This window comes from Paraburkholderia hospita (assembly GCF_002902965.1).
GTDB classification, from domain to species: domain Bacteria; phylum Pseudomonadota; class Gammaproteobacteria; order Burkholderiales; family Burkholderiaceae; genus Paraburkholderia; species Paraburkholderia hospita.
Map to the genome: position 1 here is coordinate 757,670 of NZ_CP026107.1, position 17,468 is coordinate 775,137.

Annotated in this window: 16 protein-coding genes; 14 read left to right on the plus strand and 2 right to left on the minus strand. The window is 63.3% G+C overall.

Annotation, left to right across the window (positions count from 1 at the left end):
• Positions 1-294: 294 nt before the first annotated feature.
• Complete coding sequence (locus C2L64_RS36605) at positions 295-744, plus strand: Ohr family peroxiredoxin (RefSeq protein WP_007733592.1); 450 nt, start codon at positions 295-297, stop codon at positions 742-744.
• A 115-nt stretch (positions 745-859) separates the two neighbouring features.
• Positions 860-1,585, plus strand: coding sequence for a hypothetical protein (locus C2L64_RS36610; RefSeq protein WP_009770876.1), 726 nt, complete (start codon positions 860-862; stop codon positions 1,583-1,585).
• A gap of 8 nt (positions 1,586-1,593) precedes the next feature.
• Here the strand turns inward: C2L64_RS36610 and C2L64_RS36615 are convergent, their stop codons facing one another.
• Positions 1,594-2,439 carry an IclR family transcriptional regulator gene (locus C2L64_RS36615; RefSeq protein WP_009770877.1) on the minus strand — a complete coding sequence of 282 codons (846 nt, stop codon included), beginning with the start codon at positions 2,437-2,439 and terminating at the stop codon, positions 1,594-1,596.
• Positions 2,440-2,740: 301 nt separating this feature from the next.
• Between C2L64_RS36615 and C2L64_RS36620 the strand changes: the two genes are divergently transcribed.
• The 10 genes from C2L64_RS36620 to C2L64_RS36665 all read left to right on the plus strand — a co-directional run bounded on the left by C2L64_RS36620 (position 2,741) and on the right by C2L64_RS36665 (position 13,032).
• Positions 2,741-3,832, plus strand: a complete 1,092-nt coding sequence (locus C2L64_RS36620) for an ABC transporter ATP-binding protein (RefSeq protein WP_009770878.1) — start codon at positions 2,741-2,743, stop codon at positions 3,830-3,832.
• A complete protein-coding gene (locus C2L64_RS36625; protein ID WP_009770879.1) occupies positions 3,825-4,730 on the plus strand; it encodes an ABC transporter permease in 906 nt (301 codons plus the stop codon). The genes C2L64_RS36620 and C2L64_RS36625 overlap by 8 nt, the downstream gene beginning before the upstream one ends.
• A gap of 24 nt (positions 4,731-4,754) precedes the next feature.
• A complete protein-coding gene (locus C2L64_RS36630; protein WP_007744232.1) occupies positions 4,755-5,549 on the plus strand; it encodes an ABC transporter permease in 795 nt (264 codons plus the stop codon).
• Between the two features lie 23 nt (positions 5,550-5,572).
• Positions 5,573-5,869 carry a (2Fe-2S)-binding protein gene (locus C2L64_RS36635; RefSeq protein ID WP_009770880.1) on the plus strand — a complete coding sequence of 99 codons (297 nt, stop codon included), beginning with the start codon at positions 5,573-5,575 and terminating at the stop codon, positions 5,867-5,869.
• Positions 5,866-7,299 (plus strand): FAD/NAD(P)-dependent oxidoreductase, encoded by a 1,434-nt coding sequence (locus C2L64_RS36640; RefSeq protein ID WP_009770881.1) that lies wholly within the window; start codon positions 5,866-5,868, stop codon positions 7,297-7,299. Before C2L64_RS36635 ends, C2L64_RS36640 begins: the two co-directional genes overlap by 4 nt.
• A complete protein-coding gene (locus C2L64_RS36645; protein WP_009770882.1) occupies positions 7,292-8,419 on the plus strand; it encodes an NAD(P)/FAD-dependent oxidoreductase in 1,128 nt (375 codons plus the stop codon). Before C2L64_RS36640 ends, C2L64_RS36645 begins: the two co-directional genes overlap by 8 nt.
• A 20-nt stretch (positions 8,420-8,439) precedes the next feature.
• Positions 8,440-9,486 (plus strand): extracellular solute-binding protein, encoded by a 1,047-nt coding sequence (locus C2L64_RS36650; protein ID WP_007744238.1) that lies wholly within the window; start codon positions 8,440-8,442, stop codon positions 9,484-9,486.
• Between the two features lie 371 nt (positions 9,487-9,857).
• Positions 9,858-10,511, plus strand: a complete 654-nt coding sequence (locus C2L64_RS36655; protein WP_007744239.1) for a peroxiredoxin — start codon at positions 9,858-9,860, stop codon at positions 10,509-10,511.
• Positions 10,512-10,620: 109 nt separating this feature from the next.
• On the plus strand, positions 10,621-11,691 hold the full coding sequence (locus C2L64_RS36660) for an MBL fold metallo-hydrolase (RefSeq protein WP_039902630.1): 1,071 nt from the start codon (positions 10,621-10,623) through the stop codon (positions 11,689-11,691).
• A 411-nt stretch (positions 11,692-12,102) separates the two neighbouring features.
• Complete coding sequence (locus C2L64_RS36665; protein WP_009770884.1) at positions 12,103-13,032, plus strand: glycosyltransferase family 2 protein; 930 nt, start codon at positions 12,103-12,105, stop codon at positions 13,030-13,032.
• Positions 13,033-13,046: 14 nt separating this feature from the next.
• Here the strand turns inward: C2L64_RS36665 and C2L64_RS36670 are convergent, their stop codons facing one another.
• Positions 13,047-14,489, minus strand: a complete 1,443-nt coding sequence (locus C2L64_RS36670; RefSeq protein WP_009770885.1) for an aminotransferase-like domain-containing protein — start codon at positions 14,487-14,489, stop codon at positions 13,047-13,049.
• A 249-nt stretch (positions 14,490-14,738) separates the two neighbouring features.
• Here C2L64_RS36670 and C2L64_RS36675 point away from each other — a divergent pair, with 249 nt between their 5' ends.
• A complete protein-coding gene (locus C2L64_RS36675; RefSeq protein ID WP_009770886.1) occupies positions 14,739-16,181 on the plus strand; it encodes an amino acid permease in 1,443 nt (480 codons plus the stop codon).
• Positions 16,181-17,413: an NAD(P)/FAD-dependent oxidoreductase gene (locus C2L64_RS36680; protein ID WP_009770887.1), complete on the plus strand. Its 1,233-nt coding sequence runs from the start codon at positions 16,181-16,183 to the stop codon at positions 17,411-17,413. Before C2L64_RS36675 ends, C2L64_RS36680 begins: the two co-directional genes overlap by 1 nt.
• Positions 17,414-17,468: the final 55 nt, after the last annotated feature.

The window sequence follows — 17,468 nt, forward strand, 5'->3', positions numbered from 1 at the left end:
TTCCTCCGGCGCATGACGGGATGGTGCGTGGGCGTTGTGCAAGTGTTGGCCACCCGTAAGCCAAGCATACTTCCATCGTTCGATTCTTGCGTGCGATGGGCCGGTTTTGCGGTTTCGTATCCACCTGTTTTCATTTGACCCCGCTGCGTCGCTACGCCGGTCACTATCGAAAGTGAGTGAGCGATTAAATCGTATGCGATTGACATCGTGGGGCGCTTCGATCAATATTAGTCGCATGCGATTGAATCGCATAAGTTATATAAACCGATATCCACTTTCGACCAAGGATTCACGATGACCAAAATTGAAAAAGTCCTGTTCACGGGCAAGACGCACACGACGGCAAGCACGCACGCTGGCGCTTCGCGCGGCCACGAAGAACGGCTCGACCTCAGGCTGTCGGCCCCGGGCAACGACGCGCATCCGCAGCATGTGTTCGAGGCCGCCGATCCGCATCCGACCGCGGAGCAACTGTTCGCGGGCGCGTGGTCGGCCTGTCTGATCACCGCGATCGGGCTGGCGGCCAAGGCGAAGAAAGTCGCGCTCCCGTCCGACCTCGCGCTCGATATCGAAATCGATCTCGGCATGACGGGCAACGCGTACTTCCTCGGTGCGCGGATCAACGTGAGCATGCCGGGCGTGGCGCGCGACGTCGCCGAGGCGGTCGTGCACGCCGCGGATGAGCTGTGTCCGTACTCGAAGGCCACGCGCGGCAATATCGATGTCGCGATTAATGTGATCTAAGCGCGGCGTTCGGTTGCGCATGCGTCTGCGTGCGTGACGAGCCGATAAGGAACGTCAGGCCGGAAAGGGCGCGCTAGAATAAAAATCTGCGCCCTTTCCTCGACGGCAGACGGCCATGAACCTGTGCATCGCCCGCTTCGTTCGCCCAACGGTGGCTGCCATGTGTGCTGCGTCACTCGCCACGCTTGCGGCGTGCGGCGGCAGTGTGTGTGTCGGCTTCGACGGTTGCACGGGCGTAAACCCGACGCGGAACCTCGCACTTGCGGGCACGGCGGCCACCGGCAAGGCGCTTGCGAGCGCGAACGTCAACGTGGCCTGCACGCAAGGTTCGGGAGCCACGCTATCGGATGGCGGCGGCCGCTACAGCCTTGCATTCAATGCGACGTTGCCGTGCGTGATTACCGTGACTTCCGGCAGCACGACGCTGCATTCGCTGGCCTTCGCTGGCGGCACGTTCAACACGACACCCGAAACCGAACTGATGCTCGTCTACCTCGCCGCGCAACTCGGTACGAGCGAGTCCAGTCTGATTGCGAATTTCGCCAGCAGCGCGCAGTTCCAGCAGGCGCTTGCGAACCAGACTACCGTGCAGAATGCGCAATCGGCGGTGGTCACGAACCTGCAGCGGCACTATGCCGTCACGCTAACTGCGCCCGCGTTTTTGACGACGCCGTTCGCGGTTGGGCAGGCAGGCGTCGACAGCGATCTCGAAGCGCTCGCGAAAGCAGGCGCCATCGACGCCAACGGCATGCCCGATTCAGCCGCTATTTCGCTGATGTCTCAAGCGGGTGCCGCGCAGCCGCTTGCGAAAGCGTCCGCGCCTTTATCGGGCGGTATGTAAATCGCGCATCACGCGATCGGTTCCGTCGTCATCGCGCGTGTAAGGCCGTGCATCGGACGGCGCATTGCGACATCGAACGGATTCACCTGCGGGCCGATCAGATCGGCTTGCCGCTTGAGGAGTTCGACGACCATCGGCAAACGGTCCTCGCCCAGTCGCGCCGACAGCGTGCCGACGCTCAACGCCGCCACCGCGCAGCCCGTTCGGTCGATGATCGGCACGGCCACGCCCGCCATGCCTTCCAGCACGCCGCTATTGCGCCCCGCGTAACCGAGTTGCCGGACGCGCTCGATTTCCGTGCGCAAATAGACTTCGTCGAGCACGCCATAGCTGCGCAGCCGCGGCACGTTGAAGCGGATGATCTCTTCGCGCTCGGCTTCGGGCAGAAACGCGAGAATCGCGAGGCTGCCTTGCCCGACGCCCAGCGCGACGCGGCCGCCGATATCGCCCGTGAACGAGCGGATCGGAAACGGGCCTTCGCACATATCGAGGCATACGGCATCGAAGCTGCTTTTGACGAGCAGAAAAATCGTGTCGCCGAGACTCGCGCACAGTCGCAGCAAGGCAGGGCGGCACAGCTCGCGCATGCCGCTCGGATTGCCGGCCTGCGAGGCCAGCGCAAAAAAGTCGACGCTCAGCCGATAAAGCTTCGTACTCTGATCCTGCTCGACGACCCCTTCGGCAATCAGCGCATGCAGGATGCGATGCACGGTGGCCTGCGTCAGGCCGACGGCTTTCGCGATGCGCGTGACGCGGCCGCCTTCCGGTTGAATTTCTCCTAGCGCGCGGATCACCGCGAAGGCCCGCTGCAACATGCCGGTGCCGGGAGCGTCGGCTTCTTTCGAAGAATTCATTGGCGATCTCGATTCGGATTCCATTGAACGGAATACTAGCCGATGTTCTTACTGAAAAACAAACTGTCGTCTCCAAACCCCGTGCAAGCACAGGCGGGCGCGCAATTCAGTATTTTCACTGACGACACGCAGCGGAATAGAATGCATACGTCATCGTTCAAATATTCCATTTAGTGGAAGAAACATGATTTTTATATCATTCATTGGAATTTGACATTGACGCTCTGGAATTTGGCTAGCTAGAGTCGGCTCAACAGACACCAGTCGATTCAGCCGGTGCCGCGCACCGAAAGGCCAGACCATGTCGTTCCTCACATTGACTGACGTTTCGAAGACGTTCGGCGATCTCCATGCCGTGACGGGCATCAACCTCGCGGTGGAAAAAGGCGAATTCGTTTCGCTGCTCGGCCCGTCGGGTTGCGGCAAGACGACCACGCTGCAGATGATCGCGGGCTTCATCGAAACGACGCGCGGCCGCATCACGCTCGACGGCCGCGACATCACGCATATGAAGCCGAACCGGCGCGGCCTCGGCATCGTCTTTCAAAGCTACGCGCTGTTCCCGCATATGAGCGTCGCGCAGAATGTTAGCTTCGGGCTGGAAATGCGCGGCATCGATAAAGGCGAGCGCGCCGACCGCGTGCGTGAAGCCTTGGCGCTGGTGCGGCTCGATGCGCTCGCGCATCGCTTTCCGCGCGAATTGTCGGGCGGTCAAAGGCAGCGTGTCGCGATTGCGCGCGCGATCGTGATCGCGCCGCCCGTGCTGCTGCTCGACGAGCCGATGTCGAACCTCGATGCGAAGCTGCGCGAGGACATGCAGTTCGAACTGCGCTCGATTCAACGCAAAATCGGCACGACGACGATCATGGTCACGCACGATCAATCCGAAGCGCTGTCGATCAGCGACCGCGTGGTCGTGATGGAAGCGGGGCGCATCACGCAGATCGACACGCCGTATCGCGCGTACGAGCGGCCCGAGAATCTGTTCGTTTCGCAGTTCATCGGCAAGGCGAACATGCTGGCGGGCAAGGTCGTATCGCGCGACGGCGACGCGATCGGTATCGACCTCGGCCACGATCTCGCGGAGACGGGCAGCATGACGCAGCTTGCCGCGCAAGGTCAGGCAATCGACGTCGGCGACGCCGTCACGCTATGCATTCGCCCGGAAAAACTGCGGCTCTGCGCGCCCGACCAGGGGCGTCTCGCGGGCAACGTGACGAGCCGGTTCTTTCTCGGCAGCCAATGGCTTTACCGGCTCGACAGCCGCGTCGGCGAGATGCTCGTGTGCTGCCAGAACGAAGGCAACGAGCCGTTTTCGGAGGGCGCGAAAGTCGGCATCGACTGGCATAGCGATTCGCTGCGCCTGATCGGCCAGGAGCGCGCGCATGGATAGCACATTGCCCGCCACGCAAAGCGCGAACCGAAGCGCGGCGCGCGCGCCGTGGCGCGCCTTCGTGCCGCTCTGGCTGATGAGCGCGCCCGCGTTGATTCTGTTCGCGACGCTCGTGCTCGTGCCGCTCGCGATGACGCTCGCGCTGACGTTCTACCGCTTCGATCCCGCCAGCGGCCCGATCGCGGCATTCGACTTTCACAACTATGTCGAAGTGCTCGGCTCATCGTATTTCCACACGATCTTTCTGCGCACCTTCGGCATTGCCTTGCTGACGACCGTACTGTGCGTCGCGATCGGCACGCCCGAAGCGTATGTGTTGTCGCGCATGCGCGACCCGTGGCGCTCGCTCTTCCTGCTGGTGATTCTCGCGCCGCTGCTGGTGTCGGTGGTGGTGCGCGCATTCGGCTGGAGCATGCTGCTCAACACGAACGGGCTCGTGAATCAGGCGTTCGCGCTGTTCGGCCTCGGACCGTACAAGCTCGAATACACGACCTTTGCCATCGTCATCGCGCTCGTGCACGTGATGCTGCCGTTCATGGTGATTCCCGTGTGGACTGCATTGCAACGGCTCGATCCGCAGACGGAGAACGCGGCGTTGTCGCTAATGGCCTCGCCCGCGACGACGATGCGCCGCATCGTGTTGCCGCAACTCGTGCCCGGCATTCTGTCCGGTAGCCTGATGGTGTTCGGCCTCTCGGCGAGCGCGTTCGCGATTCCCGGCCTGCTCGGCGGACGTCGCCTGAAGGTGGCGGCAACGGCAGTCTACGACCAGTTCCTGAGTTCGATGAACTGGCCGCTCGGCGCGACGATCGCGGTGCTGCTGCTGGTCGCGAACCTGGTGGTGATGCTCACCTACTACCGCGTCCTCGAGCGGCGCTACACGCGCAGCATGGGCTGACGCGAACCCGACAGGCGAAACATCATGCGCAAGAACGGCCCCATTGCCCTCGCGTTCCACACCATCGTGATCCTTTTCGTGCTCGCGCCACTGGCGATCGTCGTGCTGGTCGCCTTCACGCCCGACGAAACCTTGACGCTGCCCACGCACGGTTTCTCGTTGCGCTGGTTCCGCGCGATTCTCGACTATCCCGACTTCATCACGGCTTTCTTCAACAGCCTGAAACTGGCCTTCGCGTCGGCGACGCTGTCGCTCGTCGTGGCATTGCCGGCGGGCCTGGCGATTGGCCGCGCGCGCTTTCCGGGGCGCAATTTTCTCAATGCGTTGCTGCTGTCGCCGCTGGTGATTCCCGGCCTCGTGCTCGGCATTGCGATGCTGCGCTTCTTCGCGCTGATCGGCGTGACGGGTTCTTTCGCGTGGCTGATTCTTGCGCACATGGTCGTGATCACACCGTTCGTGATGCGCCTCGTGCTTGCGTCGGTGAGCGGGCTGGACCGCAGCATCGAGCACGCGGCGTCGTCGCTCGGCGCCGATGCATGGACCACGTTCCGCCGCATCACGCTGCCGATGATCGTGCCCGGCATCACGGGCGGCTGGCTGCTCGCGTTCATCAACAGCTTCGACGAGTTGACGATGTCGATCTTCGTCACGTCGCCGCAGACGGTCACGTTGCCGGTACGGATGTACATGTACGCCACCGAATCGATCGATCCGATGATGGCTTCCGTTTCCGCGCTCGTCATCTTCATCACGGCGGGCGCGATGCTGCTGCTCGACCGTGTCTACGGTCTCAACCGGATTCTGATTGGCCAGCACTGATGGCTTCTTTCTCTCCCGCTCACATGTCCCGTTCCAACAGCCAGTTGCTGCGCGTGGCCGAAGCCGGACGCGCGCCGGTGTCGTTCTTTCTCGATGGCGTCGAAGTCGGCGCGCTGACGGGCGATACCGTGCTGACGGCAATTTTGATGCAGCAGCGCCACGTGCGTCACAGCGAATTCAGCGGCGAGCCGCGCGCGGGCTTTTGCATGATCGGCGCGTGCCAGGACTGCTGGGTGCGCTGCGAAGACGGCGCGCGGATTCGCGCGTGTTCGACGCTGGTGAAAGAAGGCATGCGGATCGTGACGAAGGGTGCGCGATGAGTAGCGGGCAACAGGTAGTGATCGTCGGCGCGGGGCCTGCGGGGATTCGCGCGGCGCAGACGCTGGTGGCGGCCGGCATCCGGCCCATCGTGCTCGATGAGAACGCGCGCTGGGGCGGACAGATTTATCGCCAGCCGCCTGCCGATGCGGGCTTCAGCCGTAGCAAGGCGACGCTCTATGGCTTCGAGTCGAAGAAGGCCGATGCCGTGCACGAGACGATGCGCGCGCTTCTGCCGCAGATCGACTATCGGCCGGAAACGCTCGTATGGTCGTGCGAAGGCCGCAGGCTGGACACGATCCGCAATGGCCGCGAGGTGAGCGTGGCGTTCACGCAGTTGATCGTCGCGAGCGGCGCGACGGATCGCGTGTTGCCCGTGCCGGGCTGGACGTTGCCCGGCGTTTATACGCTGGGCGGCGCGCAGGTTGCGCTGAAGGCGCAGGGAAGCGCGATCGGGCGGCGCGTCGTGCTGGCGGGCACGGGGCCGTTGCTGTACCTCGTTGCGTATCAATACGTGAAGGCAGGCGCGCGGATCGAAGCTGTGCTGGACACGAGCGCGTGGTCGAACCAGGTCGCGGCGGTGCCGAAGCTCATCAGTCAGCCATCGACGTTCGCCAAGGGCGTCTATTACCTGGCGTGGCTCAAGGCTCGTGGCGTCAGAGTGGAGCGTGGCGTGACGCTGGTTGGTATCGACGGTGAAGGGGGCGTGGCGGGCATTCGCTTCAAGGCATCGCATGAGAACGAGCGCATCGAAACGATTGCCTGCGATGCAGTCGGCCTCGGCTTCGGCTTGCGCCCGGAAACGCAACTGGCCGATCTCGCCGGATGCCGCTTTCGCTTCGATCCATTGAACGGCTGCTGGTTGCCCGAGCGCGACGCGGCGGGCCGTAGCTCGATGCCGGGCATCTATCTCGCGGGCGATGGCGCGGGCATCGCGGGCGCGGATGCGGCTGAACTCGCGGGCCGACGTGCGGCGCTCGCGCTGCTCGACGATCTCGGCATTGCGCATCCTGCGCAGGCGGATGGCCTCGATGCCGCGATGCTAGAGCATCGCTTGCAGCGCATTGCCGTGTTTCGCGCAGGTATCGAAGCGGCCTTCGCTCCACCCTCGCAACCAGCGAAGCAATGGCCCGACGACATGACCGTCTGCCGCTGCGAAGAAGTCGATGCGGGCACGTTGCGGCGCTGCATTCGCGGCGGCGAAGCAAGCGAGATCAACCGGCTCAAGGCGTTGACGCGCGTCGGCATGGGCCGCTGCCAGGGGCGCATGTGCGGCGAAGCGGCCATTGCGTTGCTGAGCGAGGAAACGGGGCGTCCGGTGGAAAGCGTCGGGCGGTTGCGCAGTCAGGCGCCCATCAAGCCCATTCCCATTTCGCCGATGCTGTTCGACGACGACGTCGCCGCGATTCCCGAGGAGGCACGCGATGAGTGACGCCGTCCACTATCAGGTCGTGATCGCGGGCGGCGGGCTGGTCGGCTCGTCGGCGGCGCTGGCGCTCGCGCGGCGCGGTGTGCGCGTGGGCCTGTTCGAGCGGCGCTATTGCGGCGCGCAGGCCAGCGGCGTCAACTACGGCGGCGTGCGATGCCAGGGACGCCCCGCCGAACAGATGCCGCTTGCGATGCGCGCACGGCGCGTGTGGGACCGCTTGCCCGAACTGATCGGCATCGACGGAGAACTCGTCGTCTCGGGGCATCTGCGTCTGGCGCGGCGCGACAGCGATTTTGCCGTGCTCGAAACGTGGGCCGCGATGGCGCGTGAACACGGGCTCGAAACCGAGCTGCTGGCAGGCGCGGCGTTCCGCAAGCGCTATCCGTGGCTCGGCGAGGCCGCGCTGGGCGGCTCGCTGTGCATGAGCGACGGTCACGCGAATCCGCGCCTCGTGTCGCCCGCGTTCGCGCGCGCGGCGCAACAGGCGGGCGCCGTGGTGCGCGAGCAAACCGCGCTCACCGATATCACGCACGACGGCACGCGCTTCCAGATTCGCGCGGGCGACGAGCGCATCACGGCCGACTGGCTGATCAACACTGCGGGCGCATGGGCGAACACGGTCGCGGGCTTTTTCAACGAAGCCGTGCCGATGAAGCCGATCTATCCAAACATGTGGGTGACCGAGCCGTTGCCGCGCTTCGTCACGCACAACCTGGGCGTCGTGGGCGGTGGCGTGTACGCGCGCCAGGTCGAACGGGGCAACTGCGTGATCGGTGGCGGGCGCGGACATGGCGACGGCGAATACGCGCAACCTTCGACTCAAACCACGCGCGCCGTGATGCGGGACGCGTGTGCGCTGCTGCCGGCGTTGCGCGACGCGTTGCTGATCCGCACGTGGAGCGGCGTCGAAGGCGAGACGCCTGACAGCAATCCCGTGATCGGCGCGAGCCAGAAGGTGCCGCGCCTGCTGCATGCATTCGGTTTTTCGGGCGGCGGCTTTCTGCTTGCGCCCGGTGTCGGCGAAGTGCTGGCCGACCTCGTGATCGACGGCGAGACTTCGACGCCGCTCGATGCGTTTGCGATCGGCCGCTTCAACCGAAGCGCGATCCCCGCTGTTCTTTAATCCTGACAAGGAGACCCACAATGAAGCTGTCAAGCACGGTCGCGGCGCTGGCCGCCGTGTTCGCGATCGGGGCGGCTGCGCCCGCCTGGTCGCAAACCAAAACGATATACATCGGCATGAACGGCGGCCCGATGGAGAAGGCGTACACGAGCCAGGTGCTGCCCGACTTCGAGAAGGCGAACAACGTGAAGGTGGTCGTGGTGCCGGGCACTTCGTCCGATGTGCTGGCGAAGCTGCTCGCCAATCGCAACAGCCCGCAGATTCACGTCGCGTTTCTCGATGACGGCGTGATGGCGCGTGCCGTCAGCATGGGTGTGTGCCAGAAGCTCGACGATGCGCCCGTGCTGAAAGAGCTGTATCCGTTCGCGCGCATGAAGGATGACATCGGCGCGGGCGTGCAGCTCGGCATGACGGGTATCGGCTACAACACGAAACTGTTCGCCGAGAAAGGCTGGGCGCCGCCAACATCGTGGATGGATTTCGCCAATCCGAAGTACAAGGGCAAAGTGGTGTTTCAGTCCGCGTCGAGCAGCACGTTCGGCCTGCACGGCTTTCTCGCGATCAACCGCTTGATGGGCGGCAACGATCAGAACGTCGAGCCCGGTTTCAGCAAATGGTCGAGCACGGTTGGGCCGAATGTCGTCGAGTACATTCCCAATTCGGCGAAGCTCTCGGAGATGGTGCAGACGGGTGAAGCGGGTCTCTTCCCGCTGACGCCGACGGCTGTCGGCGATCTGCAGGACAAGGGCATTCCCGTTGGCTACGCGAATCCGAAAGAAGGCGCGGTGCTGCTGCTGGTCGATCTTTGCGTCGTGAAGAACAACGCCGATCCGCAGCTTGCGCAAAAGCTCGCTCAATTCCTGTTGTCGGCACCGGCTCAATCGAAAGCGGCGGCAGCGGGCAAGCAGATTCCGACCAACGAGCACGCAACGATGACACCCGCGATGCAGAAGAGCCTCGGCAATCTGGACGATCTGGTGAAGAAGGTGACGGTCGTCGATTGGGATTCGATCAATGCGCATCGTGCGCAATGGGATCAGCGCTGGAACCGGCAGGTCGAGCAGTAATGGTCTGATGCGTGCGGCGAGCGGGCCGTGCCGCTTGCCGCCGTGCGTTACGACTTCGCGTGCCCCTTCTGTCTGTGCCGCGGCGTACAGACAGGCACGAAAAAATCCGGCGTGCTGACAAACTGCACACGAAACGTGTAATTTGTTCTACGCTATAAAAGTTACCTGCTGCGCATTCACGCTCGTCTCGCGTCGGTGCCGATCGGGAGCCGCCGCGAACTACTTGCGCTCCCGCCAGGTCGTACGGCATCATGGCCGGCGGCTAACGTCAGAAGCTCTCTATGCTGATTCCCGATAACCCGCCGGCCGTCGTCAACGACGGTGGCGGCATCCGACGCACTGGTTGGAACCTGTTACCACGGAGAAAGAAGATGGCGATTCGACTAGGAGAAGTAGCGCCCGATTTCACGGCGGAAACCACGGAAGGCACGATTCGTTTTCACGAATGGATCGGCGATAGCTGGGCAATCCTGTTCTCGCATCCGAAGGACTTCACACCCGTCTGCACGACGGAACTGGGCTACATGGCGGGACTCAAGCCGGAGTTCGACAAGCGCAATACGAAGATCATCGGACTGAGCATCGACCCTGTAAGCGATCACCAGAAATGGGTGAAGGACATCGAGGAGACGCAGGGCAACGCGATCAATTATCCGATGATCGGCGACGCCGATCTGAACGTCGCGAAGCTCTACGACATGATTCACCCGGAAGCGAGCGGCGGCCCGCGCACGGCCGTCGACAACGCGACGGTGCGTTCGGTGTTCCTGATCGGGCCGGACAAGAAGGTGAAGGCAATGCTCGTCTATCCGATGAGTACGGGCCGGAATTTCGACGAAGTGCTGCGTTTGCTGGACTCGCTGCAACTGAACGCGAAGCACACGGTCGCCACGCCCGTGAACTGGAAACCGGGCGAGGACGTGATCATTCCGACATCCGTTTCCGATGAAGCTGCCACAGCGAAGTATCCGCAGGGCTTCAAGACGTTGAAGCCGTATCTGCGTTACGTGCAGCAACCCAAGTGAGACCTTGAAGCGATGGTCCGGCGCGCGCGCTTTTGAAGCGCGCGCCGGCGCGTGATTTCTATTCGCATCAGAGACGTTTTCCGACACACGTTGAGAGACCGTGAGCGTGCTGATCTTCCGACAACTGTTCGACCAGCAATCGTCTACCTACACCTATCTGCTCGCTGACGGCGACACACGCGAAGCCGTGCTGATCGACCCCGTGTTCGAGCAGACGCGCCGCGATGCCGCTCTGCTCGACGAACTCGGTTTGCGCCTGCTCTATACGATCGACACGCACGTCCATGCGGATCATGTGACGGGCGCGTGGCTGCTGAGCAAGCGCACAGGCAGCCAGATTGCGATATCGGCGGCGAGCGGCGCGGAGGGCGCGGACCGCTATGTCAGCCACGGCGATTCGATTGCGTTCGGCGCACGGCAACTGCGTGTGCGCGCGACGCCTGGTCATACGAATGGCTGCATCAGTCTCGTGCTCGACGACGAATCGATGGCCTTCACGGGCGATTGTCTGCTGATTCGCGGCACAGGTCGCACGGACTTTCAGAACGGCAATCCACATGCGCTGTTTCGCGCGGTGCACGAGCAGCTTTTCTCGTTGCCCGAAAGCTGCCTGCTGTATCCGGCACACGATTATCGCGGCCTCACGGTGACGAGCGTGGCCGAAGAGCGGCGGTTTAATCCACGGCTGGGCGGTGAGCTTTGCGAAGACGATTTCGCGGGCTATATGACGAATCTCGGCCTTGCGCATCCGAGGCAAATCGACGTTGCCGTTCCCGCGAACATGAAATGCGGCGTCTCGGCCAGCGATCCGTCGCTAAAGCCACAACCCGAATGGGCGCCGCTGACCTACACGTTCGCGGGGATTTGGGAGATTCATCCGCAATGGCTCGAAGAACATCTGCAATCGGTGCAGATCGTCGACGTGCGTGAGCCCGACGAATTCGAAGGCCCGCTTGGACGCATTCCCGAAGCGAAGCTGATTTCGCTCGGCAGCCTGGCGAAACGCACGGCGGAACTCGGCAAGGAACGTCCTATTGTCACCGTCTGTCGCGCGGGCGGCCGTTCGGCGCAGGCGACCGTGATGCTTCGCCAGGCAGGGTTCGAGGATGTCGCGAATCTCGCGGGCGGCATGTTGCGCTGGCGCGCTGAAGGCCGGGTCGTCGAGAACGGCAGTCTGTAGGCGCCATTTCAGAAGTATTTCTCTCTTTCGTCTGACACATCCCTTCAACACAGTGCGCTACGCGGAAAGAAATGCGCGGATGCGCTGCGTCTCTTTCTATCGTCAGGTAGCTTCTTCCCACTGAATGCACGCTGTAAAGATGCACATTCTGCGAATGTGTAAGGGGTACTTTTTATATCGTTCAAGCCGGTAGAAACTGGCGAACGTGAATGCACTTATCAGTAGATTTAAATGGTTCGCTATGCTTATCAATGTTGTTGTCAGGCACATTGCCATTTGATCCCGCCCTTGGACAACACCTCATGGATTTCAGACAATCCTCTCGCGTGATCTCGCCATGCGCCGTTGCCGCTGATCATACGTGCTAGCGTTAATCGAGCGGTTCCATGCAGGTTGCGACGACAGGGAGGAATGATGGAGGGCGTGATCGAACGGCGCACTGTCGACGAGATGAACGAGGTGCATGCGCCACGTGTCGCGGTCATCATCGCGACGAAAGGGCGTCCCGATGCCATACCCAACGCGCTTGCACTTCTCGCACGTCAAACTATGACGCCTTGTGTCGTCATTCTTTCCGCTACGAATGAAGCCGACGTCGGTGAAAAGTACCCGGCGCCATTTCCCGTAATGCGTGTATTCGGATCAGCCGGTTTGCCTGCGCAAAGGAATCGCGCGCTCGATGCGCTCCCGGCCGATATCGACATCGTCGTCTTCTTCGACGACGATTACGCGCCATGCCGCGACTGGATCGAGCAATGCGTGCGGATGTTCGAGTCCAATCCGGCCGTGCTCGGTGTGTCGGGGAAAACAGTGCAGGATGGTTCGAAAGGCTGTCCGCTGACGTGGGATAACGCCCGCCGCATCGTGACCGATGCGGAAAGAACGGCGAGTGCGCCGCATGCGCTGACGCCTTGCATTTCTCTCTATGGCTGCAACATGGCGTGTCGCATGAGCGCAATGAGCGGCTTGCGCTTCGACGAACGGCTCGTGCTGTATGGCTGGCTCGAAGACAAAGACTTTTCGTACCGCCTGTCGAGCCGTGGTCCCATCGTGCGATGCGCGCAAATGAGCGGCGTGCATCTCGGCATGGCATCGGGACGCGTGTCGGGGAAGCGGTTCGGCTATTCGCAAGTCGTGAACCCGAACTATTTGCGGCGCAAGGGCGAGATGTCGCGCAGTGAAGTGGCGCGTTATGTCGCCAGGGCGCTTGTGATGAACGCGCTCAAGTCATTGAGACCCGAGCCGCATCTCGACCGTCAGGGACGCCTGATCGGCAATCTGCTCGGCCTGATCGCCATCGTATCGGGATCGGGCGATCCGGAGCAGGCCGCGAAACTGTAGCGCCAGGTGCGCAATCAGATCGTGCCGAACAACGCACGCGGGCGATCGCGCAACGCTTGCGCGAGCGTTTGCAGCGCGCTCACCAGTTGCTCGCGCGAAGACGCGCACGCGAGATTGATCCGCACGCCATGCTCGACCTCGGCGCGATCGACCGCAAAGGCCGACGATGGCATGACGACCACGCCGCGCGCTTTCGCATTCGCGGCGAAATCGTCGGCGCGCCACGGCGGCGGCAGCTTGAGCCACACGAACATGCACGCGGGGTCGGACTCCAGCCACTCTTGCGGCAGAATTTGCCGCGCAAGGTCGTGACGCACGCGAATCTCCGCGAGTTGCGCATCCATGATGCGTCGCGCGGTGCCGTCCTCGATCCAGATCGTCGCGATCAGCATCGACATCGGCGCGGGCATCCAGGCGGTGGTGCGCACCGCTTCGGCGGCGAGCGCGGAACGCTCGGGCGGACTCAGCAGATAGCCTAGCCGCAGCCCCGGCGCGAGGATCTTCGACGTCGAGGCGATGTGAAACGTCAGCTCCGGGCACAGACTTGCGAGCGTAGGAAGACGCTGCGAGACGAGCGGACCATACACGTCGTCTTCGATGATCGCCACGCCGTAGCGCCGCGCGATATCGACGAGCGCCACGCGCCGCTCCAGGCTCATCGTCGTCACCGTCGGGTTCTGCAGATTCGGCACCGTAAAAATCGCCTTGACGGGCACGCGGCTGCAAATGCGTTCGACTTCATCCGTGATCAGCCCGTCGCGGTCGCTCGGCACGCTGACGATCTCGAACTGGAACACGGGCGCGAGCGCCTTCAGGCCGTAGTACGTGAGCCGGTCGGCGATGATCACACCGTCCGTGCCGATCAGGCTGTTGAGCACGGCATAGAGCCCATGCTGCGCGCCGCTCGTGACGACGAGATGCTCCTGCGACGGCGTGAAGCCGGGCCCGGCCATCCACTTCGCGCCCGCCGCGCGCGCCCAGTCGGGGCCTTGCGGCGGTTGATATTCCTGTAGCGATGGATAGCGCGGATCGCGCGGCAGATCGGCGAGCGTCGTCGCGAGACACGACAGGAACTCGCCCGTCGCCGGCCGGTTGACGGTCAGGTCGATCGCGCCGCCCGGTGCGGCATTGGGCGCACTCGCTGTTTCGACGCGCGGCATCGCGCCGCCCGTCACGAGCGAGCCGCGCCGCTTGCTGCCGATCACGAGGCCGCGCAGCTGCAATTCCTTATAAGCGCGCGACACCGTCGACACATTGATGCCGAGCTCGGTGGCGAGCTGACGCTGCGGCGGCAGACGGCTGCCGGGCGGATAGACGCCACCGCGAATCTCGTCCTCGATCGACGCCGATACCTCGATATAGGTCGCGCGTTTTGTCTGGACCGGGTCGCCGTTTGTCTGGTCCACCTCGGTTGCGGCGCCATTGCTGCGTGCTGCCTTGTCTCTGCTGGAAGCCATCGTCTCGCCCTGTCTCCATACAAAACAGGCTTTGTCTGCCTGTTTGTGCCAGTTCGCCGGATTTTATACCAGATACGCACCTCTGCCACTGTTTTCAAGCCTGGCAAGGAGTACGCCCGTCAACGCCAGGGAAAGTCCTAGACCACACAATGACGTTTTTAATTGCACACAAAAATCTGTTGTGTGATCCTTTGGGTCATGTTTTGTGTGGTCTTTGAATCGCAGGATCGAGCTGGAAGGAGATTTCGCATGGCAGAGAGCAGGACAAACGCCCGCGACACGCAAGAGAGCGCAACGCCCCGTCTTGGCGTCGCATTGCGTCAGCGGCACGTCACGATGATTTCGCTCGGCGGCATCATCGGCGCGGGGCTTTTCGTGGGCAGCAGCGCGACGCTCAACACGGTTGGGCCGGCTGCGTGCCTGTCGTATCTGGTGGCGGGCATCGTCGTGCTCTTCGTGATGCGCATGCTCGGCGAGATGGCGCTCGCCGTGCCGGGCGTCGGGTCGTTCACCGAATACGCGCGCATTGGTCTCGGCGACTGGGCGGGCTTCACGAGCGGCTGGCTCTACTGGTACTTCTGGGTGATCGTCGTTGCTGTCGAAGCCGTGGCGGGCGCGGCGATCCTGCAGCGCTGGATACCCGCGCCCGTGTGGATGATCGGGCTGGTGCTGCTGTCGTTGATGACTTTCATCAACCTGATGTCGGTGAAGTCGTACGGCGAATTCGAGTTCTGGTTCGCGTCGATCAAGGTCGCGGCCATCATCGTGTTCATCGCGATCGGCGCGTCGTGGGTGTTCGGCCTGGGCCATACGCACAGCGCGTGGAGCAATCTGACGGCCGCGAAGGGCTTTTTGCCGTTCGGCACGATGTCGGTGTTCGCGGCCGTGCCGACGGTGATCTTTGCGGTCGGCGGCGCGGAGATCGCGACCATCGCAGCAGCCGAATCGGACAATCCCGCGAAGAGCGTCGCCGCGATGACGCGCTCGGTGATCCTGCGCGTGATTACGTTCTATGTCGGCTCGATGTTCCTGATTGCGTGCATCGTGCCGTGGACCAGCATCGTGACGGGCCATTCGCCGTTCGTCGCCGCGCTGGAGACGATGCGCGTGCCGGGCTCGGCCGACATCATGAACGCGATTGTGCTGGTCGCCGTGTTGTCCGCGTTGAATTCGGGGCTGTACGTGTCGTCGCGGATTCTGTTCCGCCTCGCGGGACGTGGCGATGCGCCGCGCGCGCTGCTGCGCCTCACGCCGTCGCGCGTGCCGCGTCTTGCGGTGCTGCTGAGCAGCGTGGTTGGCTATGTGGCGATCATCGCCGCCATCGTGTCGCCGCAGGGCGTGTTCCTGTTCCTCGTGAATGCGTCGGGCGCCGTGATGCTGTTCGTCTATCTCGCGACAGCGCTTGCGCAAATCCGCATCCGCCGACGCCTGCAACGCAACGGCGAGCAGCCCGAGCTGCCGATGTGGCTGTTCCCGTGGCTTTCGTATGCGGTTGTGGTGGCGATCGTCGGCGTGCTGGTCGCGATGGGCATGGACGCAGTATTGCGGCCGCAACTGATGGCGAGCATCGCGAGTCTCGCGCTTGCATCGGCGGCATGGCTGCTGGCGGCAAAACGGCGCAACGCGGATGACGGCACGCGCACGGGTTATCTTGCCGCGGCCGATGCACGCGCATTGTCGGGAGAGCGTTGATGGCAGAGATCGGCATTGTCGGCGCGGGTTTCATCGGGCTTGCGAGCGCCGGCTGGCTGATGCGCGACGGGCACCGCGTCACGCTGTTCGATCCGTCGGGCGTCGCGCAGGGCGCGTCGTTCGGCAACGCGGGCACGTTCGCGCCGTATGGCTGCATTCCCGTGAACAACCCATCCGTGTTCCGCGATCTGCCGCGTTTCCTGCTGTCGAGCGAGAGTCCGTTCCGTTTGCGCTGGAGTTATCTGCCGCATCTGTTGCCGTGGCTCGCGCGCTTCATGATCAGCTCGACGCGCAAGCGTTATGAAGCGAGTGCCGGCGCGCTCGCTGCATTGCTCGCGCAGGCGCAGGACGGCTACGCACCCTTGCTGGAAGAACGGGAGCTTGCGAAGTACGTGAGGCCGCGCGAGTGCCTGTATCTGTATTCGAGCGGCGCGTCGTTCGATGCATCGCGCGCTTCGCTGAATCTGCGCAAGCAACTCGGCGTGTCGTTCGACGTGCTGTCCGCCGCCGAGGTGCGTGAACTGGAGCCTGCGCTTGCGCCGATCTTCGAGCGCGGCGTGCTGTTCCGCGACAGCTGGCACTTCTCCGATCCGCAGGGCTTTCTGCTGTCGCTGCATGAACTGCTCGCGGCGCGGGGCCTCGAGCTCGAACGCAAGAGCGTGAGCGCGATTGCGCCCACGGCAGATGGTGTCACGCTGACGACGGACGACGGCACGCCACGCCGCTTCGATCATGTCGTCGTCGCGACGGGCGCACGCTCCGCGAAGTTTGCGGCGCAATGCGGCGACCGCGTGCCGCTCGATACGGAGCGCGGCTATCACGTGCGCTATCGCGGCGCGACGCAACTGATTTCGCGGCCTGTCGGTTGGGCCGAGCGCGGCTTTTACATGACGCCGATGGACGACGGCGTGCGCGTTGCGGGGACGGTCGAACTGGGCGGCTTCAGCGACGTGCGCAACCGTTCGTTGCTGGACCTGCTGACGTTTTCTTCGAAGCGCGCGTTGCCGGGGCTGACGCAGCCCGACAGTTCGTGGCTCGGCTTCCGGCCCACGCTGCCCGACGGCGTGCCCGTGCTGGGCCGCTCGAGCGACAGCGAGCGTGTGATTTACGCATTTGGGCATCAGCATCTCGGACTGACATTGGCAGGCGTGAGCGGGCGCATCGTGGCCGATCTCGTCGCACGGCGCGCGCCGCCGCTCGATCTGTCGCGCTACGCGCCGACACGGTTCTGAAGCCACGCATACGCATTTGTTCAAGGACGACTTCGACGCGTCGCGCATCGGGTCA

What these genes read in the sequence shown, in the direction of transcription:
- C2L64_RS36605 (WP_007733592.1), top strand. Translation starts at nt 295, where the DNA reads ATGACCAAAATTGAAAAAGTCCTGTTCACGGGCAAGACGCACACGACG.
- C2L64_RS36610 (WP_009770876.1), top strand. Translation starts at nt 860, where the DNA reads ATGAACCTGTGCATCGCCCGCTTCGTTCGCCCAACGGTGGCTGCCATG.
- C2L64_RS36615 (WP_009770877.1), bottom strand. Translation starts at nt 2,439, where the DNA reads ATGAATTCTTCGAAAGAAGCCGACGCTCCCGGCACCGGCATGTTGCAG.
- C2L64_RS36620 (WP_009770878.1), top strand. Translation starts at nt 2,741, where the DNA reads ATGTCGTTCCTCACATTGACTGACGTTTCGAAGACGTTCGGCGATCTC.
- C2L64_RS36625 (WP_009770879.1), top strand. Translation starts at nt 3,825, where the DNA reads ATGGATAGCACATTGCCCGCCACGCAAAGCGCGAACCGAAGCGCGGCG.
- C2L64_RS36630 (WP_007744232.1), top strand. Translation starts at nt 4,755, where the DNA reads ATGCGCAAGAACGGCCCCATTGCCCTCGCGTTCCACACCATCGTGATC.
- C2L64_RS36635 (WP_009770880.1), top strand. Translation starts at nt 5,573, where the DNA reads ATGTCCCGTTCCAACAGCCAGTTGCTGCGCGTGGCCGAAGCCGGACGC.
- C2L64_RS36640 (WP_009770881.1), top strand. Translation starts at nt 5,866, where the DNA reads ATGAGTAGCGGGCAACAGGTAGTGATCGTCGGCGCGGGGCCTGCGGGG.
- C2L64_RS36645 (WP_009770882.1), top strand. Translation starts at nt 7,292, where the DNA reads ATGAGTGACGCCGTCCACTATCAGGTCGTGATCGCGGGCGGCGGGCTG.
- C2L64_RS36650 (WP_007744238.1), top strand. Translation starts at nt 8,440, where the DNA reads ATGAAGCTGTCAAGCACGGTCGCGGCGCTGGCCGCCGTGTTCGCGATC.
- C2L64_RS36655 (WP_007744239.1), top strand. Translation starts at nt 9,858, where the DNA reads ATGGCGATTCGACTAGGAGAAGTAGCGCCCGATTTCACGGCGGAAACC.
- C2L64_RS36665 (WP_009770884.1), top strand. Translation starts at nt 12,103, where the DNA reads ATGATGGAGGGCGTGATCGAACGGCGCACTGTCGACGAGATGAACGAG.
- C2L64_RS36670 (WP_009770885.1), bottom strand. Translation starts at nt 14,489, where the DNA reads ATGGCTTCCAGCAGAGACAAGGCAGCACGCAGCAATGGCGCCGCAACC.
- C2L64_RS36675 (WP_009770886.1), top strand. Translation starts at nt 14,739, where the DNA reads ATGGCAGAGAGCAGGACAAACGCCCGCGACACGCAAGAGAGCGCAACG.
- C2L64_RS36680 (WP_009770887.1), top strand. Translation starts at nt 16,181, where the DNA reads ATGGCAGAGATCGGCATTGTCGGCGCGGGTTTCATCGGGCTTGCGAGC.